The organism is Pseudomonas sp. GM41(2012) (assembly GCF_000282315.2).
Classification (GTDB): Bacteria; Pseudomonadota; Gammaproteobacteria; order Pseudomonadales; family Pseudomonadaceae; genus Aquipseudomonas.
This window is the reverse complement of the sequence record NZ_AKJN02000006.1, coordinates 1,966,261-1,990,664: the sequence shown is the minus strand read 5'-3', so window position 1 is coordinate 1,990,664 and position 24,404 is coordinate 1,966,261. Positions and strand designations below refer to the sequence as shown.

General features: G+C 57.8%; 19 protein-coding genes and 3 tRNA genes. 13 read left to right on the top strand and 9 right to left on the bottom strand.

Features of this window, described 5'->3' with window-relative positions; all coding sequences use genetic code 11:
* Positions 1 to 17 precede the first annotated feature (17 nt).
* The 3 genes from pbpG to folD form a co-directional block, all read right to left on the bottom strand.
* The gene (pbpG, locus tag PMI27_RS16885; protein WP_008148419.1) at positions 18 to 956 is read right to left on the bottom strand and encodes a D-alanyl-D-alanine endopeptidase; all 939 of its coding nucleotides are present in this window, start codon (positions 954 to 956) and stop codon (positions 18 to 20) included.
* A gap of 215 nt (positions 957 to 1,171) precedes the next feature.
* Positions 1,172 to 1,954, bottom strand: coding sequence for a methanethiol S-methyltransferase (gene mddA, locus PMI27_RS16890; protein WP_008148420.1), 783 nt, complete (start codon positions 1,952 to 1,954; stop codon positions 1,172 to 1,174).
* A gap of 205 nt (positions 1,955 to 2,159) precedes the next feature.
* Positions 2,160 to 3,014 (bottom strand): bifunctional methylenetetrahydrofolate dehydrogenase/methenyltetrahydrofolate cyclohydrolase FolD, encoded by an 855-nt coding sequence (gene folD / locus PMI27_RS16895; RefSeq protein WP_008148421.1) that lies wholly within the window; start codon positions 3,012 to 3,014, stop codon positions 2,160 to 2,162.
* 279 nt (positions 3,015 to 3,293) lie between these two features.
* On the opposite strand from folD, the gene PMI27_RS0229375 reads away from it, so the two are divergent.
* The 10 genes from PMI27_RS0229375 (at position 3,294) to PMI27_RS16925 (ending at position 13,613) form a co-directional block, all read left to right on the top strand.
* Positions 3,294 to 3,370 (top strand) — tRNA-Arg (locus PMI27_RS0229375).
* Between the two features lie 40 nt (positions 3,371 to 3,410).
* A tRNA-His gene (locus tag PMI27_RS0229370) sits at positions 3,411 to 3,486 on the top strand.
* Between the two features lie 54 nt (positions 3,487 to 3,540).
* Positions 3,541 to 3,625: transfer RNA gene (locus tag PMI27_RS0229365), tRNA-Leu, on the top strand.
* Between the two features lie 422 nt (positions 3,626 to 4,047).
* Positions 4,048 to 5,358: a trigger factor gene (tig, locus tag PMI27_RS16900; protein WP_008148422.1), complete on the top strand. Its 1,311-nt coding sequence runs from the start codon at positions 4,048 to 4,050 to the stop codon at positions 5,356 to 5,358.
* Positions 5,359 to 5,451: 93 nt separating this feature from the next.
* A complete protein-coding gene (gene clpP, locus PMI27_RS16905; RefSeq protein WP_008148423.1) occupies positions 5,452 to 6,087 on the top strand; it encodes an ATP-dependent Clp endopeptidase proteolytic subunit ClpP in 636 nt (211 codons plus the stop codon).
* A 111-nt stretch (positions 6,088 to 6,198) separates the two neighbouring features.
* Positions 6,199 to 7,482 (top strand): ATP-dependent Clp protease ATP-binding subunit ClpX, encoded by a 1,284-nt coding sequence (gene clpX / locus PMI27_RS16910; RefSeq protein ID WP_007946893.1) that lies wholly within the window; start codon positions 6,199 to 6,201, stop codon positions 7,480 to 7,482.
* A 161-nt stretch (positions 7,483 to 7,643) separates the two neighbouring features.
* Positions 7,644 to 10,040 carry an endopeptidase La gene (lon, locus tag PMI27_RS16915; RefSeq protein ID WP_008148424.1) on the top strand — a complete coding sequence of 799 codons (2,397 nt, stop codon included), beginning with the start codon at positions 7,644 to 7,646 and terminating at the stop codon, positions 10,038 to 10,040.
* Positions 10,041 to 10,187: 147 nt separating this feature from the next.
* On the top strand, positions 10,188 to 10,460 hold the full coding sequence (locus tag PMI27_RS0229360; RefSeq protein ID WP_002552737.1) for an HU family DNA-binding protein: 273 nt from the start codon (positions 10,188 to 10,190) through the stop codon (positions 10,458 to 10,460).
* A gap of 233 nt (positions 10,461 to 10,693) precedes the next feature.
* Entirely contained in the window at positions 10,694 to 12,565 is a 1,872-nt protein-coding gene (locus tag PMI27_RS16920; protein ID WP_008148425.1) for a SurA N-terminal domain-containing protein, read from the top strand.
* A 229-nt stretch (positions 12,566 to 12,794) separates the two neighbouring features.
* The gene (locus tag PMI27_RS16925) at positions 12,795 to 13,613 is read left to right on the top strand and encodes a DUF2242 domain-containing protein (protein WP_008148426.1); all 819 of its coding nucleotides are present in this window, start codon (positions 12,795 to 12,797) and stop codon (positions 13,611 to 13,613) included.
* 352 nt (positions 13,614 to 13,965) lie between these two features.
* Here PMI27_RS16925 and PMI27_RS16930 read toward each other — a convergent pair whose 3' ends face one another.
* Complete coding sequence (locus PMI27_RS16930; protein WP_008148427.1) at positions 13,966 to 15,006, bottom strand: AraC family transcriptional regulator; 1,041 nt, start codon at positions 15,004 to 15,006, stop codon at positions 13,966 to 13,968.
* A 3-nt stretch (positions 15,007 to 15,009) separates the two neighbouring features.
* Complete coding sequence (locus PMI27_RS16935) at positions 15,010 to 16,140, bottom strand: carbon-nitrogen hydrolase family protein (protein ID WP_008148428.1); 1,131 nt, start codon at positions 16,138 to 16,140, stop codon at positions 15,010 to 15,012.
* Positions 16,141 to 16,349: 209 nt separating this feature from the next.
* Between PMI27_RS16935 and PMI27_RS16940 the strand changes: the two genes are divergently transcribed.
* Positions 16,350 to 18,389 (top strand): oxidoreductase, encoded by a 2,040-nt coding sequence (locus PMI27_RS16940; protein WP_008148429.1) that lies wholly within the window; start codon positions 16,350 to 16,352, stop codon positions 18,387 to 18,389.
* 173 nt (positions 18,390 to 18,562) lie between these two features.
* A complete protein-coding gene (locus PMI27_RS16945; RefSeq protein ID WP_008148430.1) occupies positions 18,563 to 19,480 on the top strand; it encodes a 1-aminocyclopropane-1-carboxylate deaminase/D-cysteine desulfhydrase in 918 nt (305 codons plus the stop codon).
* Between the two features lie 11 nt (positions 19,481 to 19,491).
* Here PMI27_RS16945 and PMI27_RS16950 read toward each other — a convergent pair whose 3' ends face one another.
* From PMI27_RS16950 to PMI27_RS16960, 3 genes are all read right to left on the bottom strand, one after another.
* Positions 19,492 to 20,040 (bottom strand): cytochrome b, encoded by a 549-nt coding sequence (locus PMI27_RS16950; protein ID WP_008148431.1) that lies wholly within the window; start codon positions 20,038 to 20,040, stop codon positions 19,492 to 19,494.
* Positions 20,041 to 20,226: 186 nt separating this feature from the next.
* Entirely contained in the window at positions 20,227 to 21,054 is an 828-nt protein-coding gene (phnX, locus tag PMI27_RS16955) for a phosphonoacetaldehyde hydrolase (protein WP_008148432.1), read from the bottom strand.
* A 151-nt stretch (positions 21,055 to 21,205) separates the two neighbouring features.
* Positions 21,206 to 22,315 (bottom strand): 2-aminoethylphosphonate--pyruvate transaminase, encoded by a 1,110-nt coding sequence (locus PMI27_RS16960; protein ID WP_008148433.1) that lies wholly within the window; start codon positions 22,313 to 22,315, stop codon positions 21,206 to 21,208.
* A gap of 109 nt (positions 22,316 to 22,424) precedes the next feature.
* Here PMI27_RS16960 and PMI27_RS16965 point away from each other — a divergent pair, with 109 nt between their 5' ends.
* Entirely contained in the window at positions 22,425 to 23,291 is an 867-nt protein-coding gene (locus PMI27_RS16965) for a LysR substrate-binding domain-containing protein (protein WP_008148435.1), read from the top strand.
* Between the two features lie 113 nt (positions 23,292 to 23,404).
* On the opposite strand, the gene PMI27_RS16970 is transcribed toward PMI27_RS16965, so the two are convergent.
* On the bottom strand, positions 23,405 to 24,280 hold the full coding sequence (locus PMI27_RS16970; RefSeq protein WP_008148437.1) for a LysR family transcriptional regulator: 876 nt from the start codon (positions 24,278 to 24,280) through the stop codon (positions 23,405 to 23,407).
* Positions 24,281 to 24,404: the final 124 nt, after the last annotated feature.

Genomic DNA, 24,404 nt, shown 5'->3' with positions numbered 1-24,404 from the left:
TTTTACCTGTCGTTTACTTATTTTGACGCTTCAACCACGCCGCTCTGACGATGCTTGAGATTCTTGTCGGACTTGTATTGCAAGGCTACAGACGGCACGTTCGTGCCCCTGCCGGTTTCAACCCAGCTGCGAATACGACTGGCATCGGCAAAGTGTGTGTACTTGCCAAAGGCGTCGAGGATCACCAGCGCAACCGGGCGATTGCCCATGCTGGTGACCAGCACCAGGCAGTGACCTGCTTCGTTGGTGAAGCCGGTTTTCGTCAGCTTGATGTCCCAGTTCGGCTTGTTGACCAAATGGTCGGTGTTACGGAAACCCAGGCTGTAGTTGGGTTTACGGAACGAGACGGTTTTTTCCTTGGTCGTACTCAGCTCAGTCAACAGTGGGTACTTGTGCGCAGCGATCAGCAGTTTGCTGAGGTCGCGGGCCGTGGACACGTTGCGAGGGGAGAGACCGGTGGGTTCGACGAAGTGCGTGCTGGTCATGCCCAGTGCTTTCGCTTTGGCATTCATTGCGGCAATGAACGCGACGTAGCCACCCGGATAATGATGGGCCAGGCTCGCGGCAGCGCGGTTTTCCGAGGACATCAGGGCAATCAGCAGCATTTCCCTGCGCGGCATTTCGCTGTTGAGTTTCACCCGGGAAAACACACCTTTCATTTCCGGGGTGTCACTGATGTTGATGTTGATGTATTCGTCCATGTTCTGTCTGGCTTCAACCACGACCAGGCCGGTCATCAGTTTGCTGACGGACGCGATGGGCACCACCACGTCAGGATTGCTGGCATAGATGACTTTATTGGTCTGCAGATCCATCAGCAATGCGCTGCCGGAGGCGATCTTCAGTGATGACGTATCTCGCGGCGCCGAAGTGGTGTCGGCAGCGTTGGCTATTGGCGTGGTGAAAGTCCCTGTAAATGCAAAAAATAGGCTCAGGATGGAAAGACGGATTTTCACGCTGGCAGACTCGTTAGGTGTGGATAAGCCGTTTTGTAACGGGTTGTTTCTTTAAAAACGACGCATTTTAGGAGTATGAGCTACGAAAGCGCTAGCTGCCTGTATGGCGAGTGCTTTATATGAAAAAAATGAGGCGAAGGTGCGGGAGGGAGATGCTTATGCCGGGTTTAGTCTCAGGCACTGTGGGTGCCTGAGATTGCGGGTGGTTTTTGTGCTCAGCGCCCTTTGGTCTGGTTTCGCTTGGGTACAAGCATTCCGACCTCTTGCTGATAGCTCTGGTATACCTCTCCAAGCGAATCGACCAGGTCTTTTTCTTCCAGGTGCGCGCCGATCAGGATGTAGCTGGTACTGAGTATCGCAAACAGAAGATGCCCGGCGGTCATGTCGGGCGTCGCCCAGAATGCAATCAGGAAGCCGACGTACAAGGGATGGCGGACAAGTTTGTAGAGCCATGGCGATTTGAAGGCGGGCTTTTCGGGGATCCGCTTGCGCCAGGCATCAAGCGTTTGCTTCACGCCGAATAGCTCGAAGTGGCTGATCAGGAAGGTTGCCAATAGCACGATGCCCCAGCCTAGCCAGAACAGTGCGATGAGTAGCCCTTTGCCCCAGGGCGATTCGACGTTCCAGACGGGCGTTGCGATAGGCTGCCAAAGCACAAACAACAAGGCGAGCACCAGGCAACTGGAGAGTACGTAGGTAGCGCGCTCGAGCGTGGCGGGGATGAACCTCATCCACCATCGCTTGAAGTTTTTTCGCGCCATGCCACTGTGTTGTGCGGCAAACAACGTAATCAGAATGGCATCAACCAGCACCGCCAGAGGCCATGTGATGCCTGGTCCTGAATTGATATCTTTGGGGACTCCGATACCTGCGAGAAATCCGATCAGATAGAGAGCGGTCAGCAGGAAAAACAGGTAGCAGCAGAGGCTGTAAAGCAAGCCAGCCAGTTTTCCAGAGAAAACGAAAAAACGATGTCCGGTCCGGTTAGGAGGATTCATGCGTGATGCCTTCCAGGCTTTGCGCGTACTTCCCGATTCGCGTCTACGGTTTATGAGGATGTTTCGAGTATCAGTCTAGGACGGTATGGGATTTTCACCGCTTCTCTGACCTGCAGTCCTTGAGGGGCATTGCTTGAGCCGCGTCTGAAAACAGGAAACCCCGCCAATGGCGGGGTTTCTTGTGTGTTCAACGTAGCCGGTGGAATCAGCTGTGCAGTGTCTCTGCTGCGTACAACGTATTTTCCAGCAGGCAAGCGCGGGTCATCGGGCCAACGCCACCCGGGACTGGGGTGATCCAGCCGGCGCGGGGCAGGGCGGTGTCGTAGATCACGTCACCGACCAGTTTGCCGTCTTCCTGGCGATTGATGCCAACGTCGATCACGATCGCGCCTTCCTTGATCCACTCGCCTTTGACGAGACCCGGCTTGCCGGCAGCGACGACAACCAGATCGGCACGACCGACGTGGCCTGCCAGATCCTTGGTGAAGCGGTGGGTGACGGTCACAGTGCAGCCGGCCAGCAGCAATTCCATTGCCATCGGGCGGCCAACAATGTTGGAGGCCCCGACAACCACTGCATCCATCCCGTAGAGATCGACACCGGTGCTTTCCAGCAACGTCATGATGCCTTTAGGGGTGCATGGACGCAGCAGCGGAATACGCTGGGCAAGGCGGCCGACGTTATAAGGGTGGAAACCGTCGACGTCCTTGTCTGGACGAATGCGCTCCAGCAATTTGGAGGCGTCCAGGTGTTCAGGTAAAGGAAGCTGAAGCAGAACGCCGTCAATCGCCGGGTCGTCGTTCAGGCGATCGATCAGATCGGTCAGCGCTTCTTGAGTGGTTTCGGAAGGCAGGTCGTAGGCTTGGGAAATGAAGCCGACCTCTTCACAGTCTTTACGCTTGTGCGAGACATAAACCTGAGAGGCGGGATCGCTGCCGACCAGGATCACCGCGAGGCCGGGCGTGCGCAGACCTTGCTGGCGACGCTCGTTGACGCGTTTGGCGATCTGCTGGCGCAGGCTGGCGGCGATCGATTTGCCGTCGATTAGTTGTGCAGTCATTGCGCGTGATTAACCATCGAGAGGGGAAAAAAAGAGAACGCATTCTCGCATGTCATGAGGTGAGGGCAAAGGCGCTTGGTCTGCAAATTCCCCTAACCCCTTTAATTAAATGAATTTTTTTTAAAAAAGAGTTGACGACCTTCAGGGTCACCTATAACATTCGTCGCACTTGTCGGGCACAGCCTAGCACTGGTTAAGAAGGTCGAGCAGAGTTGATGTTTAATTCGGTGAGACTGAAAGCACTTAGTTTGTAATCGTCCAAGAATACAGATTAACAAGGCGCCCGTAGCTCAGCTGGATAGAGCATCCGCCTTCTAAGCGGATGGTCGCAGGTTCGAGTCCTGCCGGGTGCGCCATTAGGCAGCTTTGGCACAAGTAACGCAACATGGCAATATGGTGGGCGTAGCTCAGTTGGTAGAGCACGGGATTGTGACTCCCGTTGTCGAGGGTTCGATCCCCTTCGTCCACCCCATATTTAGAAAGGCGCCAGATTAACAGTCTGGCGCCTTTGCTTTAAAAGCTTGATGCGGATGTGGTGGAATTGGTAGACACACTGGATTTAGGTTCCAGCGCCGCAAGGTGTGAGAGTTCGAGTCTCTCCGTCCGCACCATTACAAGTAGCTATTTAATAGCAGAAAACGGCGCAGCACCTGAAAGGGGCTGCGCCGTTTTTGTTTTAGAAGTCTGAATTTTCAAAGCGGCCGCAGGTTCTGGGTCGAGAGGGCGGCTCGGATCGTCGGATTTATGTTTCTCGATGATGCTGATTCGCCCGTTGGTCCCCTTGTGGGGTCGACTGTCAGGGATGGATTGCCGATGCCTTCTATATATAGAAGGATTGGTGCAGAGCCCTGGCATGATTGGCTGTATTTGCTAACAGGGCGAGGCACAACCGTTTGTCCCCGCCTATAAATTGCCTGCTGCTTTTTTACCCGTTTTCAGTAGGGTGACTTCTTGAGTTTGACCCACTAGAATGCATGCCCTTGATTCTGGGGTCGGAAACGGCCGGCTAACGTCTGTGCAACGAGGAATATCCATGCAAGTTTCTGTTGAAAATACTTCTGCTCTTGAGCGCCGCATGAGCATCACCGTGCCGGCTGAGCGCATCGAGACTCAGGTCAACAAGCGTCTGCAGCAGACTGCCCAAAAGGCCAAGATTGCTGGCTTCCGTCCAGGCAAAGTGCCAATGAGTGAAATCAAGCGCCGTTTTGGTGCTGATGCACGTCAGGAAGCGGTCGGCGACGTGATCCAGTCCTCTTTCTACGAAGCTGTCGTTGAGCAGAAGCTGAACCCGGCTGGCGCTCCTTCGATCGAGCCGAAATCGCTGGAAGCGGGCAAAGACCTGGAATACGTCGCGATTTTCGAAGTGTTCCCTGAGTTCACCGTTGCCAGTTTCGAAGGTATCGCGGTTGAGCGCCTGAGCGCTGATGTTGCTGATGCCGATCTGGACAAAATGCTGGAAGTGCTGCGCAAGCAGAACACCCGTTTCGAAGTGGCCGATCGCGCTGCTCAAACTGAAGACCAGCTGAACATCGATTTCGTTGGCAAGGTCGACGGTGAAGTGTTCGCTGGCGGTTCCGCCAAAGGTACTCAGCTGGTTCTGGGTTCCGGCCGCATGATCCCTGGTTTTGAAGACGGTCTGGTTGGCGCTAAAGCCGGCGAAGAGCGCGTTCTGAACCTGACCTTCCCAGAGGACTATCAGAACCTCGACCTGGCAGGCAAAACTGCTGAGTTCACCGTAACCGTGAACACTGTTTCCGAGCCAAAACTGCCAGAACTGACCGAAGAATTCTTCGCTCAATTCGGCATCAAGGAAACGGGCCTGGAAGGCTTCCGCACCGAAGTTCGCAAGAACATGGAGCGTGAACTGCGTCAGGCGATCAAATCCAAGGTCAAGAATCAGGTAATGGACGGTCTGCTGGCCACCAACCCGATCGAAGTGCCTAAGGCTCTGCTGTCCAACGAAGTTGACCGTCTGCGCGTGCAGGCTGTTCAGCAGTTCGGTGGCAACATCAAGCCTGAGCAACTGCCGGCCGAGCTGTTCGAAGAGCAAGCCAAGCGCCGCGTTGTGCTGGGTCTGATCGTGGCTGAAGTGGTCAAGCAATTCGACCTCAAGCCTGACGAAGCCCGCGTTCGTGAAATGATTCAGGAAATGGCTTCGGCTTACCAGGAGCCTGAGCAGGTTGTGTCTTGGTACTACAAGAACGACCAGCAACTGAACGAAGTTCGTTCGGTTGTGCTGGAAGAACAAGTTGTGGATACTGTTCTGCAGAAAGCTAGCGTGACCGACAAATCGGTCTCTTACGAAGAAGCAGTCAAGCCGGTAGAAGCTCCACAAGCCGACTGATCGTTTTTGCGGTAAGAAGCACACACCATAAGCCAGCCTTCGTGCTGGCTTATGCGTATTCAAGACATAACTATTTGGGAGTGACTGCAGAGCATGTTCCGTAATTCGTATATTCAGCAGAACTCTGATATCCAGGCCGCAGGCGGCCTGGTCCCGATGGTTGTCGAGCAATCTGCTCGTGGCGAGCGCGCCTATGACATCTACTCGCGCCTTCTCAAGGAGCGAGTGATCTTTCTGGTTGGTCCGGTAGAGGACTACATGGCCAACCTGATCTGTGCGCAACTGCTGTTCCTTGAAGCGGAAAACCCGGACAAGGACATCCATCTCTATATCAACTCCCCGGGCGGTTCGGTGACGGCGGGCATGTCGATCTATGACACCATGCAGTTCATCAAGCCAAACGTGTCGACTACCTGTATCGGCCAAGCGTGCAGCATGGGGGCGTTCTTGCTGACGGCCGGTGCTGCTGGCAAGCGTTTCTGCCTGCCGAACTCGCGTGTGATGATTCACCAGCCACTGGGCGGTTTCCAGGGCCAGGCTTCGGACATCGAAATCCATGCCAAGGAAATCCTCTTCATTCGTGAGCGTCTCAACACGCTGATGGCCAAGCACAGCGGGCACACTCTTGAAGAAATCGAGCGCGATACCAACCGCGATAATTTCATGAGTGCAGAAGCCGCGCGTGAGTACGGGTTGATCGATGAAGTGATCAGCCAGCGCCCCGCTTAAAATAAGCAGCTCAAAATAGGCTTGGTCGGCGCGTCCGACACCAGCGGGCTTGAAAAAGCCCGCAATAGCCTTCATCTTGTGTTGCAAGCCTATCGGATTTGGATCGAACGAATGACTGACACCCGCAACGGCGAGGACAACGGCAAGCTGCTCTATTGCTCCTTCTGTGGCAAAAGCCAGCATGAAGTGCGCAAATTGATTGCCGGCCCCTCGGTCTTTATCTGCGACGAGTGCGTCGACCTGTGCAATGACATCATCCGTGAGGAGGTGCAGGAAGCCCAGGCCGAAAGCAGCGCGCATAAATTGCCTTCGCCTAAAGAAATCAGCGGCATCCTTGATCAGTACGTGATTGGTCAGGAGCGTGCGAAAAAGGTTCTGGCCGTAGCGGTGTACAACCACTACAAGCGCCTGAACCAGCGTGACAAAAAGAATGACGATGTCGAACTCGGCAAGAGCAACATCTTGCTGATCGGCCCGACAGGCTCGGGTAAAACCCTGCTTGCCGAAACACTGGCCCGCTTGCTGAACGTTCCGTTCACCATCGCCGACGCAACCACCCTCACCGAGGCGGGTTACGTGGGTGAGGATGTCGAAAACATCATTCAGAAGCTGCTGCAGAAGTGCGATTACGACGTAGAAAAGGCCCAGATGGGCATTGTCTACATCGATGAGATCGACAAGATCTCGCGCAAATCTGACAACCCGTCGATCACCCGGGACGTTTCCGGTGAAGGCGTGCAGCAGGCCCTGCTCAAGTTGATCGAAGGCACGGTCGCTTCCGTTCCGCCTCAAGGTGGTCGCAAGCATCCGCAGCAGGAATTCCTTCAGGTCGACACCCGTAACATCCTGTTCATCTGCGGTGGTGCGTTCTCCGGTCTGGAAAAGGTTATTCAAAACCGTTCCACCAAGGGCGGCATCGGTTTCAACGCGGAAGTGCGCAGCAAGGAAGAAGGCAAGAAAGTCGGTGAGTCCCTGCGTGAAGTCGAGCCTGACGATCTGGTCAAGTTCGGTCTGATCCCGGAGTTCGTCGGTCGTCTGCCGGTACTTGCCACGCTGGACGAGCTTGATGAGGCTGCGCTGATGCAGATTCTCACCGAGCCGAAAAATGCTCTGACCAAACAGTATGCCAAGCTGTTCGAGATGGAAGGTGTGGACCTGGAATTCCGGGCCGACGCTCTGAAATCGGTCGCCAAACGTGCCCTGGAACGCAAAACCGGTGCCCGTGGACTGCGTTCGATTCTCGAAGGTGTATTGCTCGACACTATGTATGAAATCCCCTCGCAGTCCGAGGTGAGTAAAGTAGTGATCGACGAAAGCGTTATAGAAGGCAAGTCCAAGCCACTGTATATCTACGAAAACAGTGAGCCGGCTGCCAAGGCAGCGCCAGACGCCTAAGCGTCACGCTGCTGGAATAAAGAAGGGGCCTTCGGGCCCCTTTGCTTTTTGCGCGTTTTAACACCTTCTTTAAGCTTGTTTTTTTTGAAGGTAGCCCCCATCTTGGTTTCAAGCTCACTTCCATCTGTTTACGGCCTTATGGCCGCCGTAGAGGCGAAATCATGAAGACAACCATCGAATTGCCTCTCCTGCCATTGCGTGATGTTGTGGTTTATCCGCACATGGTTATCCCGCTGTTCGTGGGGCGCGAGAAATCCATCGAAGCCCTCGAGGCAGCGATGACGGGCGACAAGCAGATCCTTCTGCTGGCTCAGAGAAACCCTGCTGACGACGATCCCGGTGAAGAAGCACTTTATCGCGTAGGTACCATTGCGACCGTCCTGCAGCTGCTCAAGCTGCCTGACGGCACGGTCAAGGTTTTGGTCGAAGGTGAGCAGCGGGGCGCTGTTGAGCGTTTCAGCGAAGTGGACGGCCACTGCCGTGCCGAAGTCTCATTGATCGACGAAGTCGACGCGCCAGAGCGCGAGTCGGAAGTGTTCGTACGCAGCCTGCTGGCTCAGTTCGAACAATATGTGCAGCTGGGCAAGAAAGTCCCGGCTGAAGTCCTGTCGTCGCTCAACAGCATCGACGAACCAGGCCGCCTGGTCGACACCATGGCCGCACATATGGCCCTGAAGATCGAGCAGAAGCAGGAAATCCTCGAAATCATCGATTTGTCGGCCCGGGTCGAGCACGTTCTGGCGTTGCTGGATGCCGAGATCGACCTGCTGCAAGTCGAAAAACGCATTCGCGGTCGCGTCAAAAAACAAATGGAGCGCAGCCAGCGCGAGTACTACCTGAATGAGCAGATGAAGGCCATTCAGAAAGAGCTCGGCGACAGCGACGAAGGCCACAACGAAATCGAAGAGCTGAAAAAGCGCATCGATGCCGCCGGTCTACCGAAAGACGCCTTGGCCAAAGCCCAGGGTGAACTGAACAAGTTAAAACAAATGTCGCCAATGTCTGCGGAAGCGACCGTGGTGCGCTCGTATATTGACTGGCTGGTTCAGGTGCCGTGGAAGGCGCAGAGCAAAGTGCGCCTGGATCTGGCGCGCGCAGAAGACATTCTCGATGCAGACCACTATGGTCTGGAAGAAGTCAAAGAGCGGATCCTCGAATACCTCGCCGTGCAAAAACGCGTGAAGAAAATTCGTGGTCCGGTGTTGTGCCTGGTCGGTCCTCCTGGGGTGGGTAAAACCTCGCTGGCGGAGTCGATTGCTCACGCCACCAACCGCAAATTCGTGCGCATGGCCCTCGGTGGCGTGCGTGATGAAGCGGAAATTCGTGGTCATCGCCGTACTTATATCGGTTCGATGCCAGGAAGATTGATTCAAAAGATGACAAAAGTGGGCGTCCGCAACCCGCTGTTCCTGCTCGATGAAATCGACAAAATGGGCAGCGACATGCGTGGCGATCCGGCGTCGGCGTTGCTGGAAGTGCTCGACCCTGAGCAGAACCACAACTTCAACGATCACTATCTGGAAGTCGACTACGACCTGTCCGATGTGATGTTCCTTTGCACCTCGAACTCCATGAACATTCCGCCCGCCTTGCTGGACCGGATGGAAGTGATTCGTCTGCCGGGTTACACCGAAGACGAAAAGATCAACATCGCCGTCAAATACCTTTCGCCAAAGCAGATTACTGCCAACGGTTTGAAAAAAGGCGAGCTGGAATTCGACGCCGAAGCGATCCGCGACATCATCCGCTACTACACCCGTGAAGCCGGTGTACGTGGGCTGGAGCGCCAGATTGCCAAGGTTTGCCGCAAGGCGGTCAAAGAGCATGCAATGGAAAAACGCTTCTCGGTGAAGGTCACTGCCGAGATGCTGGAACACTTCCTGGGCGTGCGCAAATTCCGCTACGGACTGGCCGAATCGCAGGATCAGATCGGTCAGGTTACCGGGCTGGCGTGGACTCAGGTGGGTGGCGAATTGCTGACCATCGAAGCCGCCGTCGTACCGGGTAAAGGCCAGTTGATCAAGACCGGTTCGCTGGGTGACGTCATGGTCGAATCGATCACTGCGGCCCTGACCGTTGTTCGCAGTCGTGCGAAGAGCCTGGGGATTCCCCTGGACTTCCACGAGAAGCGCGACACGCACATCCACATGCCGGAAGGGGCGACCCCGAAGGACGGCCCTAGCGCCGGTGTGGGCATGTGCACGGCTCTGGTGTCGGCATTGACCGGGATCCCTGTGCGTGCAGACGTCGCCATGACTGGCGAAATTACGCTGCGTGGTCAGGTGCTGGCGATTGGCGGTTTGAAAGAAAAACTGCTCGCTGCTCACCGTGGCGGAATCAAGACGGTGATCATTCCTGAAGAGAACGTACGCGATCTGAAGGAAATTCCTGACAATATCAAGCAAGATCTGCAGATTAAACCGGTTAAATGGATTGACGAGGTCCTGCAAATTGCGCTGCAATACGCGCCGGAGCCCTTGCCAGATGTAGCTCCAGAGATAGTTGCAAAGGATGAAAAACGCGAGTCTGACTCTAAGGAAAGAATTAGCACGCATTAGTACGCATTTGCCTGGGTGGCTTGTTGACAGCTTTTTAGAGCCCTTGTTATAAAGCGGCTCTTAAGTGTCTGTAGGCCATTCAGCACTCGTTTTTGCTTTCACCAAAAAACTTAGAATCATACTCAAATAGATATAAGGGGACTTAGAGTGAACAAGTCGGAACTGATTGATGCTATCGCTGCATCCGCTGATATCCCGAAAGCTGCTGCTGGCCGTGCGCTGGACGCTGTAATCGAATCCGTCACTGGCGCTCTCAAGGCTGGCGACTCTGTTGTTCTGGTTGGTTTCGGTACTTTCTCCGTCACTGATCGTCCAGCTCGCATTGGTCGTAACCCACAGACCGGTAAGACGCTGGAAATCGCAGCAGCCAAAAAACCAGGTTTCAAAGCCGGTAAAGCACTGAAAGAAGCTGTCAACTAAGTTCGATTCAGGTTTTTGCCTATCCGGGTCGGGGTCATGCCTGACCTGGCAGCGGAGCGGTAGTCCAGTCGGCGAGACGCCGATCCGAGACACCGAGGCTCGCAAGTTCGAGTCATCGGTCCGCTCCGCCAGTTACGAGAAGGCGCATCCTCGGATGCGCCTTTCTTCTATCCGGATTCTACCCACGCTCCACGGTTGCCTAATTTTGAAGTTCAACCGTTTCTGGGGGACGCATGCTGCAGAATATCAGGGACAATTCACAAGGCTGGATTGCCAAGACCATTATCGGGGTCATCGTTGCACTGATGGCTTTGACCGGTTTCGACGCCATATTTCAGGCCACTACGCATCGTAATGATGCGGCCAAGGTCAATGGCGAAGAAATCAGCCAGAACGAGCTGAGCCAGGCGGTCGATATGCAACGCCGTCAGCTCATGCAACAGCTGGGCAAGGATTTCGATGCTTCCTTGCTCGACGAAAAAATGCTGCGCGAATCGGCCCTCAAAGGTCTGATCGATCGCAAGCTGCTGCTGCAAGGCGCAGAAAACTCGAAGTTCGCTTTTTCCGAAGCTGCTTTGGACCAGGTGATCCTGCAAACGCCTGAATTCCAGGTTGATGGCAAGTTCAGCCCCGAGCGTTTCGACCAGGTTATTCGCCAACTCGGCTACAGCCGCATGCAATTCCGTCAGATGCTGGCTCAGGAAATGCTGATCGGTCAGCTGCGCGCTGGTCTGGCAGGTAGTGGTTTTGTCACCGACGCACAGGTTCTGGCATTCGCCCGTTTGGAAAAACAGACCCGCGATTTCGCTTCCCTGAACGTCAAGGCTGACCCGGCGGCTGTGAAGCTGACCGACGATGAAGTCAAAGCCTACTACGACGAACACGCCAAGGAATTCATGACGCCGGACCAGGTGGTCATTGATTACCTGGAATTGAAGAAGGCTTCCTTCTTTGATCAGGTCAGCGTCAAGGACGAAGACCTGCAAGCGGCGTATCAGAAAGAAACCGCGAACCTGTCGGAACAACGCCGGGCCGCGCACATTCTGATCGAAGTGAACGACAAGGTGACCGAAGCGCAAGCCAAGGCCAAGATCGAAGAGATCCAGGCACGTCTGGCAAAAGGCGAGAAGTTCGAAGCCCTGGCCAAGGAGTTCTCCCAGGATCCTGGTTCGGCGAACAACGGTGGTGACCTCGGCTATGCCGGTCCTGGTGTCTACGATCCAGCTTTCGAAACAGCGCTGTATGCGCTGGCCAAGGATCAGGTCTCGGCACCGGTTCGCACCGACTTCGGTTTTCACCTGATCAAGCTGTTGGGTGTTGAAGCGCCTGAAGTGCCGACGTTTGCCAGCCTGAAAGACAAGCTGACCCGTGAACTGAAAACCCAGCAGGTCGAGCAGCGTTTCGTCGAGGCGACCAAGCAACTGGAAGACTCGTCGTTCGAAGCCTCCGATCTGGCTCAGCCGGCGCAGGACCTGAAGCTCACTGTTCATACGTCCAAACCGTTCGGCCGTGAAGGTGGCGAAGGTGTTGCGGCCAACCGTGCCGTGGTCACTGCTGCGTTCAGCCCTGAAGTGCTGGATGAGGGTGCCAACAGCACCGCCATCGAGCTCGATCCGGAAACCGTGATCGTGCTGCGCGCCAAGGAGCACCTGAAGCCTGCGCAACTGCCGCTGGAAAGCGTCGCTGCAAGTATTCGCGTGCAATTGACCAAGGAGCACGCCAGTGCTGCCGCCAAGACCAAGGCTGAAGAGCTGATTGCCAGCCTGCGCGATGGCAAGACTGCGCTGGACAAGGCGATCGACGGTCAGAGCTGGAAAGTGACCCAGGCAGCTACTCGTGGCCAGGAAGGGGTTGACCCAACCGTGCTGCAGGCGCTGTTCCGCATGCCGAAGCCCGCCGCCAAGGACAAGCCGACCTTCAGCAACGTGACCCTGGCCGATGGAAGCCTGGTGATTGTGCGTCTGAACGGCGTGAACGAAGCGGCTGCGCCGACCGAAGAAGAGAAGGCTCAATACCGTCGCTTCCTCGCTTCGCGCATTGGCCAGCAAGACTTTGCGGCCTACCGCAAACTGCTGGAAAGCCAGGCTGAGATCAAACGGTTCTGATGCCTGACTGAGTTTTACGCTGCACAAAGACCCCGGCCGAAAGGCTGGGGTTTTTTATGGGTGAAACGAAAGCAGCGCGGGTTACCCGTCGCCTGAGTATTTACCGTGCGACTTTTTCCTGTAAATGACAGTCAGTAGACTTGTAATTGTTTTAAGACACTAATCGATACTCCGCTAAGCATCGATCTGTTGCACAATACGCCCCGGACCGTTTTCCTCAGGATGTTCAATGTTTAAATCAATTCCCATGCGTGTTGCAGGGCTGGCGTTGGTGCTGGCCGCCGCGGCCGGTTGCTCGTCGAAGAAAGCCCCTATCTACGAGCATGAGAACTTCGATGACTCTGGAACGTTTTCGCGCAGCTACCCGGTGACGGATGCGCAGACGTGCGAAGCCGCCCGTCGGGCGTTGCTCAGCCAGGGCTACATCATCACCAGCGCCGACCCGAAACTGGTCAGTGGACACAAAAGCTTCCAGCAGACCGGCGAGACCCACATGGAGATCAGCTTCAGTGTGGTGTGTGCCGATGACGGCAGTGAGGGGCACCACGCGACCATGTTCGCCAACGCCTTGCAGGATCGTTATGCGCTGAAGAAGACCAACAACTCCGCCAGCGTTGGTGTGGGCGTGCTGGGTTCTGTGTCGATGCCGATCGGTTCGTCCGACGACTCGATGGTCAAGGTTGCCAGCGAAACCGTGTCGTCGCCCAAGTTCTACGAGCGTTTCTTCACTCTGGTCGAGTTGTTCCTGCCGCCGGAAGCGAAAAAGGCTGCGCACATCAAGGATAAGCCGAAACCCGATCTCGGCGTGCCTGAAGCCAAGGCCGCACCGGCTCCGTTGGCGCCGTCTGCGGCAGAAGCTGCGCCGGCACCTGCCGAAGCTGCTCCAGCAGCCTCTGAGCCTGTTGCACCGCCGCCTGAAGCCGCTCCGATTGCTCCGACCGAGAGCGCCGAGCCGGCATCGACCACGGAAACCGTCACTCCGCCGCCCCAATCAAGCCTGCCTCCACCCACCGAGCCTATTTCGGCCATTCCTGTTTCAGGCCAGTAATCGTGCTCTGACGCTGCGGGATCAGGTCAGACGACACCGATCCCGCAGCGGCGCTTTTAAATTGACCCGCGTCAACCCAGGCCGTTGTCCTACAGCCTGTATCGAAAAAATCCTGTGATAAATTCCTGACGGCCTGCTACGTTTTATTAAGTAGCTGCTGAGCGGCGTGCCTGCGTCATTTTTCTTTCACGTGGGCACTTTATGCTCGGGGCGCTGGTCATTTATTCAGGCGTTTTTTTCAACGAGCTGTGGGGGATTCAAAATGGACGATTATCAAGAAGAGCTGCTCGAGTATCAGGCGTTTGAACTGGACCCGCTGGAACCGGCCGAAGACGCTACCGAGCTGTAAGCGTCAAGCGGATTGGCGATGACTGCGGCGAAACTCGCCGGGAGTCTGGCCGCTCCAGCGTTTGAAGGCCCGTTGAAAGGCTTCGGCTGAGGCAAAACCCAGCAGGTAGGCGATTTCTCCGAACGCCAGTTCGGTATCGCGGATGTAGGTCATGGCCAGGTCGCGACGCGTGTCATTGAGGATCGCGCGAAATTGCGTGCCTTCCTCGGCGAGTTTGCGGCGCAAGGTCCAGGTTGGCAGTTTCAAGCGTGCCGCCACTTCTTCCAGGTCGGGTTCCCGGCCACCATTGAGCAATGGCCCCAGTAACTGAGTGATACGTTCACGCAGGCTGCGGGTGCGTGTCAGTTGCTCCAGTTCCCGCTCACACAGTTGCAGCAAGTGTCGCCAGGTGCTCGGGCAGTGTTCCGGGTTGCGCTGGGCGAGGCTGGCAAGGCTCAAGCGCAGTTGATTGTGCTCACTGCCGAACTGGATCGGGCAGTCGCCCAGTACGCCATAAGCCATGCGGTAATCCGGCTCTTCGAACTCGATCTCGATACGTTCGGCCCGCAACGGGGTAGGGCTGATGCTGGACAATTGCTGCAACCAGCCAGCAATGATCGAATCCACCACGAAGCGGTTGTAGGCGTTGTATGGGCTGATGGAATAAAACCGCAGCCAGGCGCCTTGAGCGTCTTCGTGAAAACTCGATTGACCGCGATAGTTGGAACCATACAAGGCTTCGAAGCGAATCAGGCAGCGCGCGGCTTCTCGCACCGTTGGCGCCTGAGCGGCAGTGACCCCGGCCAGGCCGACCTGGCTCAAGCGACTGAGCTGACCCATGCGCAAGCCAAGTGCCGGGTTGTCGGTCAGTTGAATGGCGCTGTGACCCAGGCGCATGTAGCGCGGGATCGAGAGCCGGGCGCCCGCTTCGCTGAGACGAGCCGCGTCCAGGCCGTATTGTTCGAGTAACGGCTGAGGGTCTACACCGTGGCTGCGCACGGCGTCGGCCAGGCTATGAACAAAGCCCACCGACAGATCGCCGAGGCGCATCGGCAACGGTTTCATCGGTTACAACCAGAGGTTCAGCAAACGCGCGCCACGGGCATTGCCGTCGGCGAACTGCTGCCCGTTGCTGCTGAGAAAGCTTTGACCGGCGCTGCCCTGATCCCAGAACTGGCCGCGCAGGAACACACTCATGCCAGCGATTGCCTGGCTGCTGGGCGGTTGAGCGGTGAGTGTCAGACGATGCCAGGCCTGGCCCTCGCTGAGCTCCCCGGCCTTGAGACTGACCGAGCCAGGCGTCGACAGCCCCTTGTAACCGCGCCACGGTTTATCCCAGGTGCCGCGCCCGACCACAAACGCCGGGACCGCGACGAGCTGCGCACCCTGGTCGTCGAGCTTGCGGTAATTGTCCGGGTACCAGCTGTCGCTGCCGATCAACACGCCCAGGCGTCCGGCCGGGGTGTCGACGACGTTGAGCGTATGCTCGCCATTGGCGGCAATGACGTCATGTTCATCGAAAATCGGGTGCATCTGACGCTGGGGTTGGCCGATCGGCAAGCCATCGCGGCCGAACACCACGCTGCTGTTGTACAACGCGCCGCGGCCGATTTTCAGGGTGCCGTCGATGATGCTGGGCTCGGGTAGCACGATGGAGCCCGCCACCAACGTCACGTGGAATTCTTTCGCCAGACCACCGAACAGCGCCTGGTAGTCCTTGGCCATGGCTTTGGCCTTCATGCGCAGGTGCGCGTCGTCCAGACGTTTTTCGCCCTTGGCGCTGATCAGTGCGCGGACGAACTTCAGTGGGTTACTGACCGCCAGCCAGTTCATGGCCTCCTTGAGCGTGGTGGCCTGGTACAGCTCATCTTTCTCGCCGCTGACCATCAACCAGGTGCCGACATGTTCGGGCAGGACGACGATGGTTTTTTCATTCAGCAGTCCCTGGTCCTGGGCCTGCTGCAAATAAGCCGCCAGTTTGCGGTGCAGGCGCTCGGGGCTTTGATAGTCGGTGGGAAACAGCTCGGGCTGGATGCCCAGCAAATTGCCGCGATCAGCAGGTGTGCCTTGGTCGACCGCAAGGTTGATGCGCAGGTCCGACAGGTAATGACCCACCGGGCGGTCCGCGGCCCACATGGCGTAGGTCGTAAGGGCGGCAATCAATGCCATGGAGAAGGTCAGGTACAGAAGTTTGCGCATGGGGAAACAGTCAACGGCCGTGTGCAGGATTCGCGACTAGGGTAGGGCGCATACCGGCACTTGCCAAGGGGCGCTGCACATTTGGATCAATAAGTTGTCAGTTACGGTCATTGAGTGACGGCGGTGCGACTCTTAGTCTGTCCAGCATGACTGACGGGGGCCGTAGAGCTCCTGCACTTTTTCCGTGATCGCTCGATGTGGAGTTACCGATGGCCGCTGCTCATTACCCGCACCTGTTGGCCCCGCTGGACCTGGGTTTTACCACGCTGCGCAATCGTACCCTGATGGGTTCGATGCACACCGGTCTTGAGGAAAAGCCCGGCGGTTTCGAGCGCATGGCGGCGTACTTCGCCGAACGTGCCCGCGGCGGCGTTGGCTTGATGGTCACTGGCGGTATTGGCCCGAACGACGAGGGCGGGGTGTACTCCGGCGCAGCCAAACTCACCACCGAGGAAGAAGCGCTCAAGCACCGGATCGTCACCCGCGCGGTGCACGAGGCGGGCGGCAAGATCTGCATGCAGATCCTTCACGCCGGGCGTTATGCCTACAGCCCGAAACAGGTCGCGCCGAGTGCCATTCAGGCGCCGATCAACCCGTTCAAGCCAAAAGAGCTGGACGAGGAAGGCATCGAGAAGCAGATCAGCGATTTCGTCACCTGTTCGGCCCTGGCGCAACAGGCCGAGTACGACGGCGTCGAGATCATGGGTTCCGAAGGTTATTTCATTAACCAGTTCCTCGCCGCCCACACCAACCACCGTACTGACCGCTGGGGCGGCAGCTACGAAAACCGCATGCGCCTGCCGGTGGAAATCGTCCGTCGGGTGCGCGAAGCGGTAGGCCCGAACTTCATCATTATCTTCCGCCTGTCGATGCTCGATCTGGTGGAAGGCGGTAGCAGCTGGGAAGAAATCGTGACGCTGGCCAAGGCCATCGAGCAAGCCGGTGCGACCATCATCAACACCGGCATTGGCTGGCACGAAGCGCGGATCCCGACCATTGCCACGAAAGTGCCGCGCGGTGCGTTCAGCAAAGTCACCGCCAAGCTGCGTGGCTCGGTGAGCATTCCGCTGATCACCACCAACCGGATCAATACCCCGGAAGTGGCCGAGCAGATTCTGGCCGAAGGCGATGCCGACATGGTCTCCATGGCGCGGCCGTTCCTCGCCGACCCGGACTTCGTCAACAAGGCCGCGGCCGGCCGTGGCGATGAAATCAACACTTGCATCGGTTGCAACCAGGCCTGTCTGGACCACACCTTCGGCGGCAAGTTGACCAGTTGCCTGGTGAACCCACGCGCCTGTCATGAAACCGAACTCAATTACCTGCCGGTGCAGCAGATCAAGAAAATCGCGGTGGTCGGTGCCGGTCCTGCGGGTTTGTCCGCAGCGACCGTGGCCGCCGAGCGTGGTCATCAGGTAACGTTGTTTGATTCGGCCAGCGAAATCGGCGGCCAGTTCAATATCGCCAAGCGTGTGCCGGGCAAGGAAGAGTTCTTCGAAACCCTGCGCTACTTCAACCGCAAACTACAGACCACCCACGTTGAGGTGTGCCTGAACACCCGCGTCGACGTGGCGAAACTGGTCGAGGGCAGTTACGACGAGATCATTCTCGCCACCGGCATCGCGCCAAGAACCCCGGCGATTCCGGGTGTCGAGAACGCCAAGGTACTGAGCTATCTGGACGTGATCCTTGAGCGCAAACCGGTGGGCAAGCGCGTCGCGGTGATCGGCGCCGGTGGTATCGGATTTGATGTGTCGGAGTTCCTGGTTCACCAGGGCGTGGCCACCAGCCAGGATCGCGAGGCGTTCTGGAAGGAGTGGGGCATCGATACGCATCTGCAAGCGCGCGGCGGTGTCGCCGGCATCAAGGCGGAACTTCACGCACCGGCGCGTGAAGTGTTCCTGCTGCAACGCAAGAAATCCAAGGTCGGCGATGGCCTCGGTAAAACCACGGGCTGGATTCACCGCACCGGTCTGAAAAACAAGCAGGTACAGATGCTCAACAGCGTCGAGTACCTGAAGATCGACGACGAGGGTTTGCACATCCGCATCGGCGAAACCGGCGAGCCGCAGCTGCTGCCGGTGGACAACATCGTGATCTGCGCCGGGCAGGATCCGCTGCGTGAATTGCACGAGGGTCTGGTGGCGGCCGGGCAGAACGTGCATTTGATTGGCGGCGCGGATGTGGCGGCGGAGCTGGATGCCAAACGCGCGATCAACCAGGGTTCGCGTCTGGCGGCTGAGTTGTAATCAACACAGGCCCTGTGGCGAGGGGATTTATCCCCGTTCGGCGGCGAAGCCGTCGTAATCCATTGGACGCGGTATGGTTGGAAAAACAGGGGCCGCTTCGCAGCCCAACGGGGATAAATCCCCTCGCCACAATGGCTGTTAAGATGCCGGCTCTTCACCTAGAGCCGGTATCGATGCTTCTCCCGCCCAACGATTGGCTAACCCAGGCCCCTCTCAAACCCCTTCATCTCGGTTGGCTGACCACCGCTGGCATCGAAGTCGCAATCCTGCGCCTCGACCAGATCGACCCGCTGATCAGTGGCAACAAGTGGTTCAAACTCATCGAGCACCTGAAAGCCGCTGACCGGATCGGTGCCAAGGGCATCATCAGTCTGGGCGGTGCCCACTCCAATCATCTGCATGCACTGGCCGCGGCGGGAAAACGTTTTGGTTTCACCACCGTTGGCCTGCTGCGCGGTCATCCGCAAGAAACGCCAACGGTGAAAGACTTGCAGGCGTTCGGCATGCAGTTGCATTGGCTGGGTTATGGCGGTTATCGAGCGCGGCACGAGCCGGGTTTCTGGTTGCCATGGCAGGCGCAGTATCCCGACCTGCATCCGGTGCCGGAAGGTGGCGGCGGTTTACAGGGAGCAAAGGGTTGCATGCCGCTGAGGACAATGGTCAGCGCGCAACTGAACGGTCTGGGCTGGAGCGACTACGACGGCTGGTGGCTGGCCTGCGGAACGGGCACCACCCTGGCTGGTCTGGTACTGGCCGAGGCGGGTGAACACCCGGTGTATGGCGCGCTGGCGGTGCCCGACGATCATGGTGTGGCGCAGCAAGTCGAATCAATTGTGCAAGAGGCGGGTTTTCAGAATCGCGCTTATGAATGGTTCGACGCCAGCCGTGGTGGTTTTGCCAAAGTCGATCCGCTGTTACTCGAATTCATCGATCAGACCGAACAGGCCAGCGGCATTCCCCTTGAACCGCTGTACACCGGCAAAGCCTTGTTGGCGCTCAAGCAGCAAGTCGAAGCGGGAAGATTCGAAAAGGGTACACGCCTGATCTTCATCCACACTGGCGGCTTGCAGGGCCGCCGAGGATTTCAATAACCACCCTGTGTTCAACCACGCTTGGGCATCATCCGCAGCAAGGTGTTATCACCCACGACATAGTGGTGATAAATCCCCGCCAAGGCGTGCAGGCCGATCAGCCAGTAACCGATAGTGCCGCCGAGTTCATGCCAGCCCTCGATCTGCTTGGCCAACGCCTTGTCCTCCGGGATCAGCAGCGGCAGGTCGAAGCCGTAGAACATCACTTGGTGACCTTTTGCGCTGGTGACCAGCCAGCCCAGAATCGGCATGGCGATCATGAAAATGTACAGCGCCCAGTGCATCAGTTTGGCCAATACGGTCTGCCAGTGAGGCGAGGCCGGGAAGATTTGCGGTGCCGGGCCCAGGCTACGGGCAAACAGGCGCAGCCAGACAAGTACAAACACCGTCAAGCCCAGCATGAAGTGCGATTCGGTGATCAGCGCCCGGCCGCCACTGCCTTTTGGAAAGATTCCGCGAAATTCGATGCAGGCGTAAACCAGCGCCAGCAGGACCAGCATCAACCAATGCAGCGTGATCGATACGGTGCTGTAGCGTGAGTCGGAGTTCTTCCAGGGCATACGGTGTTCCTCACAGGTCAGGTCGAGCCACCGCTCTTGTTCGACGGTGTGCTTTAACTGTAATCCGCTTTGGTGGATTTGCCTGTGGCTATTTGGGCGTGCAATGCTCTGGATCAAGTGGTTGGCCACAAAAAAGCGCCAGTTCCGTTAAGGAACTGGCGTTTTTTTATGCTGCGACAGGCGCAATCAGTTGGTTTGTGGCATCTCGCCCTTGGCCAGACGCTTGTTGATATCGGCGATCACTTCCGGCAAATCGGTGATGGTGTCGATCATGTAGTGCGGGCGCGAGCCTTCGAACATCCGGTGGATGCGCTTGCGTTCGCTGTCCAGTTGGTCGCTGCCGAGGGCACGGTAACCTTCGTAGTCCAGGCCCAGCGCATTACCGGAACAAATCAGCGCCACGGTCCACATGCCGGCGCGGCGACCTTCAAGAATGCCCGGCACGGTGTCGTCGATCTTCACGCAGGCAGCGACATCATCGATCCCGAGGGCGATCACGTTGGCCAGCGCCTGGGCCGGCCATGGACGGCCGTTGGGCACTTCGTCGGTGGCGACCACATGGTCGGCAACGTAACCGTTGGTGGCGGCCAGTTCGACGACCTTGTCCATGACCTGTTTCGGGTAGCCGGAGCAGGAACCAATCTTGATCCCTTGCTGGCGCAGGTTGGCGATGGTGTCCAGTGCGCCCGGAATCAGCGCCGAGTGCTCGGCGATTTTCTCGATTTGCAGCGGCATGAAGCGTTTGTAGATGGCGGTGACGTCATCGTCGGTCGGCGTGCGGCCGAACACGGCGCGATAACGTTCGGCCACTTGCGGCTGATCGCACAGGGTGCGGATGTGGTCCCACTTGCCCATGCCCATCGGGCCGCGGGCTTCTTCGATTGAAACCTGGACGTCGAACTCGGCGAAGGCTTCGACAAAAATTTGAGTTGGCGCGAAGGAGCCGAAGTCGACCACGGTGCCGGCCCAGTCGAGGATGGCGGCTTGCAGCTTGGTTGGGTTTGTATAGTTCATGGTGATCAAATCCTGTGGCAACTGGCTAATAGAGGCGCTGCTTTTGTGGGAGTGAGCCTGCTCGCGATGGGGCCCTGTCAGTCGACATCAAGGGTGAATGTCAGACCGCCTTCGCGAGCAAGCTCGCTCCCACAGGGGAATGCGGTGTGGTTCAGATTTCGAGGACTTCCATCTCGCGCAGTACTTCGGCGATCGCCGATACGGCGGCATGCATCTCGTCCTGATTGACGTGGCCAATGCAGCCGACGCGGAAGGTTTCGACCTGGGTCAATTTGCCGGGGTAGAGGATGAAACCCTTGGCCTTGACGCGTTCGTAGAATTCCTTGAACTGGTAGCGCGGGTCTTTCGGTGCGTGGAAGGTGACGATGATCGGCGCCTGAATCGCGGCGGGCAGGAAGCTGCGCAGCCCCAACTTGGCCATGTCATCGAGCAGCACCTGGCAGTTGTTGGCATAACGCTGATGCCGGGCGGGCAAGCCACCTTCTTCGTTGTATTGCAGCAGGGCTTCGTGCAGCGCCGCGACTACGTGGGTCGGCGGGGTGAAGCGCCATTGGCCGGTCTTGGCCATGTAGGTGTGTTGATCGAAAAGGTCCATTGCCAGCGAGTGCGAGTTGCCGGCGGCATTGGCCAGCGCTTCTTTGCGAGCGAAGACAAAGCCCATTCCCGGCACGCCTTCCAGGCATTTGCCCGAAGCGGCGATCAGCGCGTCGAACGGCACCTGTTGCGCGTCAATCGGCAAGGCGCCAAAAGAGCTCATGGCGTCGATGATCAGGCGTTTGCCGTGTTGCGCGATGACGTGGGCGATTTCCGGCAGCGGGTTGAGGATCCCGGTGCTGGTTTCGCAGTGAATCAGCGCGACGTGGGTGATGCTGGCATCGGCGCGCAGCAGGCGGTCGACGTCGGCGGCGGTGGTCGGTTCGTCTTCGGCGGTTTCGAAGGTGCTGAAGGAGCGGCCGAGCACTTCGCAGATTTTCGCCAGGCGTTTGCCGTAAGCGCCGTTGATCAGCACCAGGACTTTGCCGTCGCGAGGCACCAGCGTGCCGATCGCCGCTTCGACCGCGAAGGTGCCGCTGCCTTGCAGGGGCACACAGTGGTGGCTGTCGCCGCCGTTGATGATCGCCAGCAGTTGTTCGCACAGGCTGGCGGTCAGTTGATTGAAACGGTCATCCCATGAACCCCAGTCGACCATCATCGCCTGACGGGTGCGGGCCGATGTGGTCAGTGGGCCGGGGGTGAGCAGGATGGGTTCGGCGGTACTCATTCTCGTGTCCTCGCAATCGATGGGATGAAGCTACGGGGCTTAAATTGCAATTTGCCGAGCTATCAATCAAATTGTTTGTTGTTATGCCAGTCATCAGTGAGGGTTATTCATGAACCTGTTCCAGCTCCGCGCATTCGATGCGGTGGCCCGCGAGGGCAGTTTCACCCGGGCCGCCGCGCGACTGTTCATCAGCCAACCGGCGGTCACCGGGCACATCAAGGCGCTGGAGGAGCATTACCAGATCACCCTGTTGCGGCGCACCGCTCGACGGGTGGAGCTGACGGAGGAGGGCACCAAACTGGCCGCGATCACTCGCGCGATGTTCGGTCTGGCCGAAGAAGCGCAGGTGATGCTGGAAGCGAACCGGCAGTTGCTGACCGGGCGTCTGGAGGTTGCGGCGGACGGGCCGCACATGGTCATGCCGATGCTCGCCAGTTTGCGCGCGCGGTATCCCGGCATTACCGTGAACCTGCGGCTGGGCAATGCTCAGGAAACCTTGGCGGCGTTGCTGTCGGAGCATGCCGACGTGGCGGTGCTGACCGAGGTCGAACCGCGCAAGGGGCTGCATTTGCAAGACTTGAGCGAATCACGGATTTGTGCGCTGGTGCCTGACGGTCATCCCTGGGCGCAGATGTCCAAGGGGGTGCCGCTCAAGGCGCTGGATCAGGTGATCATGGTGTTGCGCGAGCCAAGTTCGATCACCCGGCGCACCTTCGACGAGGCGTGCGCGGCGGCGTCGGTCAGTCCACGGGTGTTGCTGGAACTGGACAGTCGCGAGGCGGTGACCGAAGCCGTCGCCGCAGAGTTGGGGGTTGGCGTGGTGTCGTCGGTGGAGGTTAGCCACGACCCGCGGGTGGCGGCGGTGCCGATTCTTGGTGACGGGTTGGTTAACCGACACATGATTGGGTGCATGGAACGGCGGAGGGATTTGCGCTTGATACAGGCGTTTTTCGATTTGGCGCCGAATCTGAATTGACCGCGCAGTCTCTGTAGGAGCTGTCGAGTGAAACGAGGCTGCGATCTTTTGACCTTTCGCTTGAGACTCAAGTGAACCGGGAAAGATCGCAGCCTCGTTTCACTCGACAGCTCCTACAGGGGGAGGCTTTCGCGAACCATCTCCAGAAACGTCGCCACCACCCGCCGCGAACTCTGTTCGCGCAAGCACACCAGTGTCTCGGTCAATCGCCGTTTGCAGTCGGTAATCGGCAGCGCGCAAACCCTGGAATCCGCACCGAACTCGGCGGCCGACACCACACCGATACCAATCCCCACCACCACCGCCTCACGCGCTGCTTCCCGGCCTTCAACCTGAATCGCCGGACGAATGCGAAAGCCTGCCTGAGCCATTTCTTCTTCCAGCGTCTGGCGCGTCACCGAGCCGATCTCCCGCAGCACCAAAGGCGTGTCATCCAGGTCAGCGAGGCAAATCGATTCACGGTCGGCCCACGGATGATTGCGCGAAACGAACGCCACCATCGGGTCATTGCGCAGTGGCAGCGAGATCAGACGTTCGTCACTCACCTCCCGGCCCAGCAACGCCAGGTCGGCCTGGTAGTTGAACAACCGAAACAGCGATTCATCGGTGTTGCCGGTTTCGATCTTCACGCTGATGCCGGGGTAGCGTTCGCAGAACCGCGCGATCTGCGGCAGCACATGCACCGGTGCGTCGACGGCGAGAATCAGGCTGCCGGTCTGCAGTGCCTGAGACTCCTGGAGTAACTCTTGAGCCTCGGCCTCGATGACGAACAGTCGTTGAGTAATGCTCAGCAAACGTTCGCCCAGATCGGTCAGGCGCACCGAGCGTTTGTTGCGGTGGAACAGCAACACACCGAAACGCTCTTCGAGCTTGCGCACTTGGTCGGAAATCGCCGGTTGCGTGAGAAATAGCCGCTCGGCGGCTTTGGTGAAGCTTCCATGGACGGCCACGGCGTGGAAGGCTTTGAGCTGGGCGTGGGAAACCGACATCGAAAACTCCAGTAACAATCTGAGCTTATTTTGGAAATACGATAAATCGATTTCACTTATTAATCAGTAATTGTTTTTATCGACCTCAGCCCCGGTGACTGGTCAGTCGAACAGCGTTGGCGGC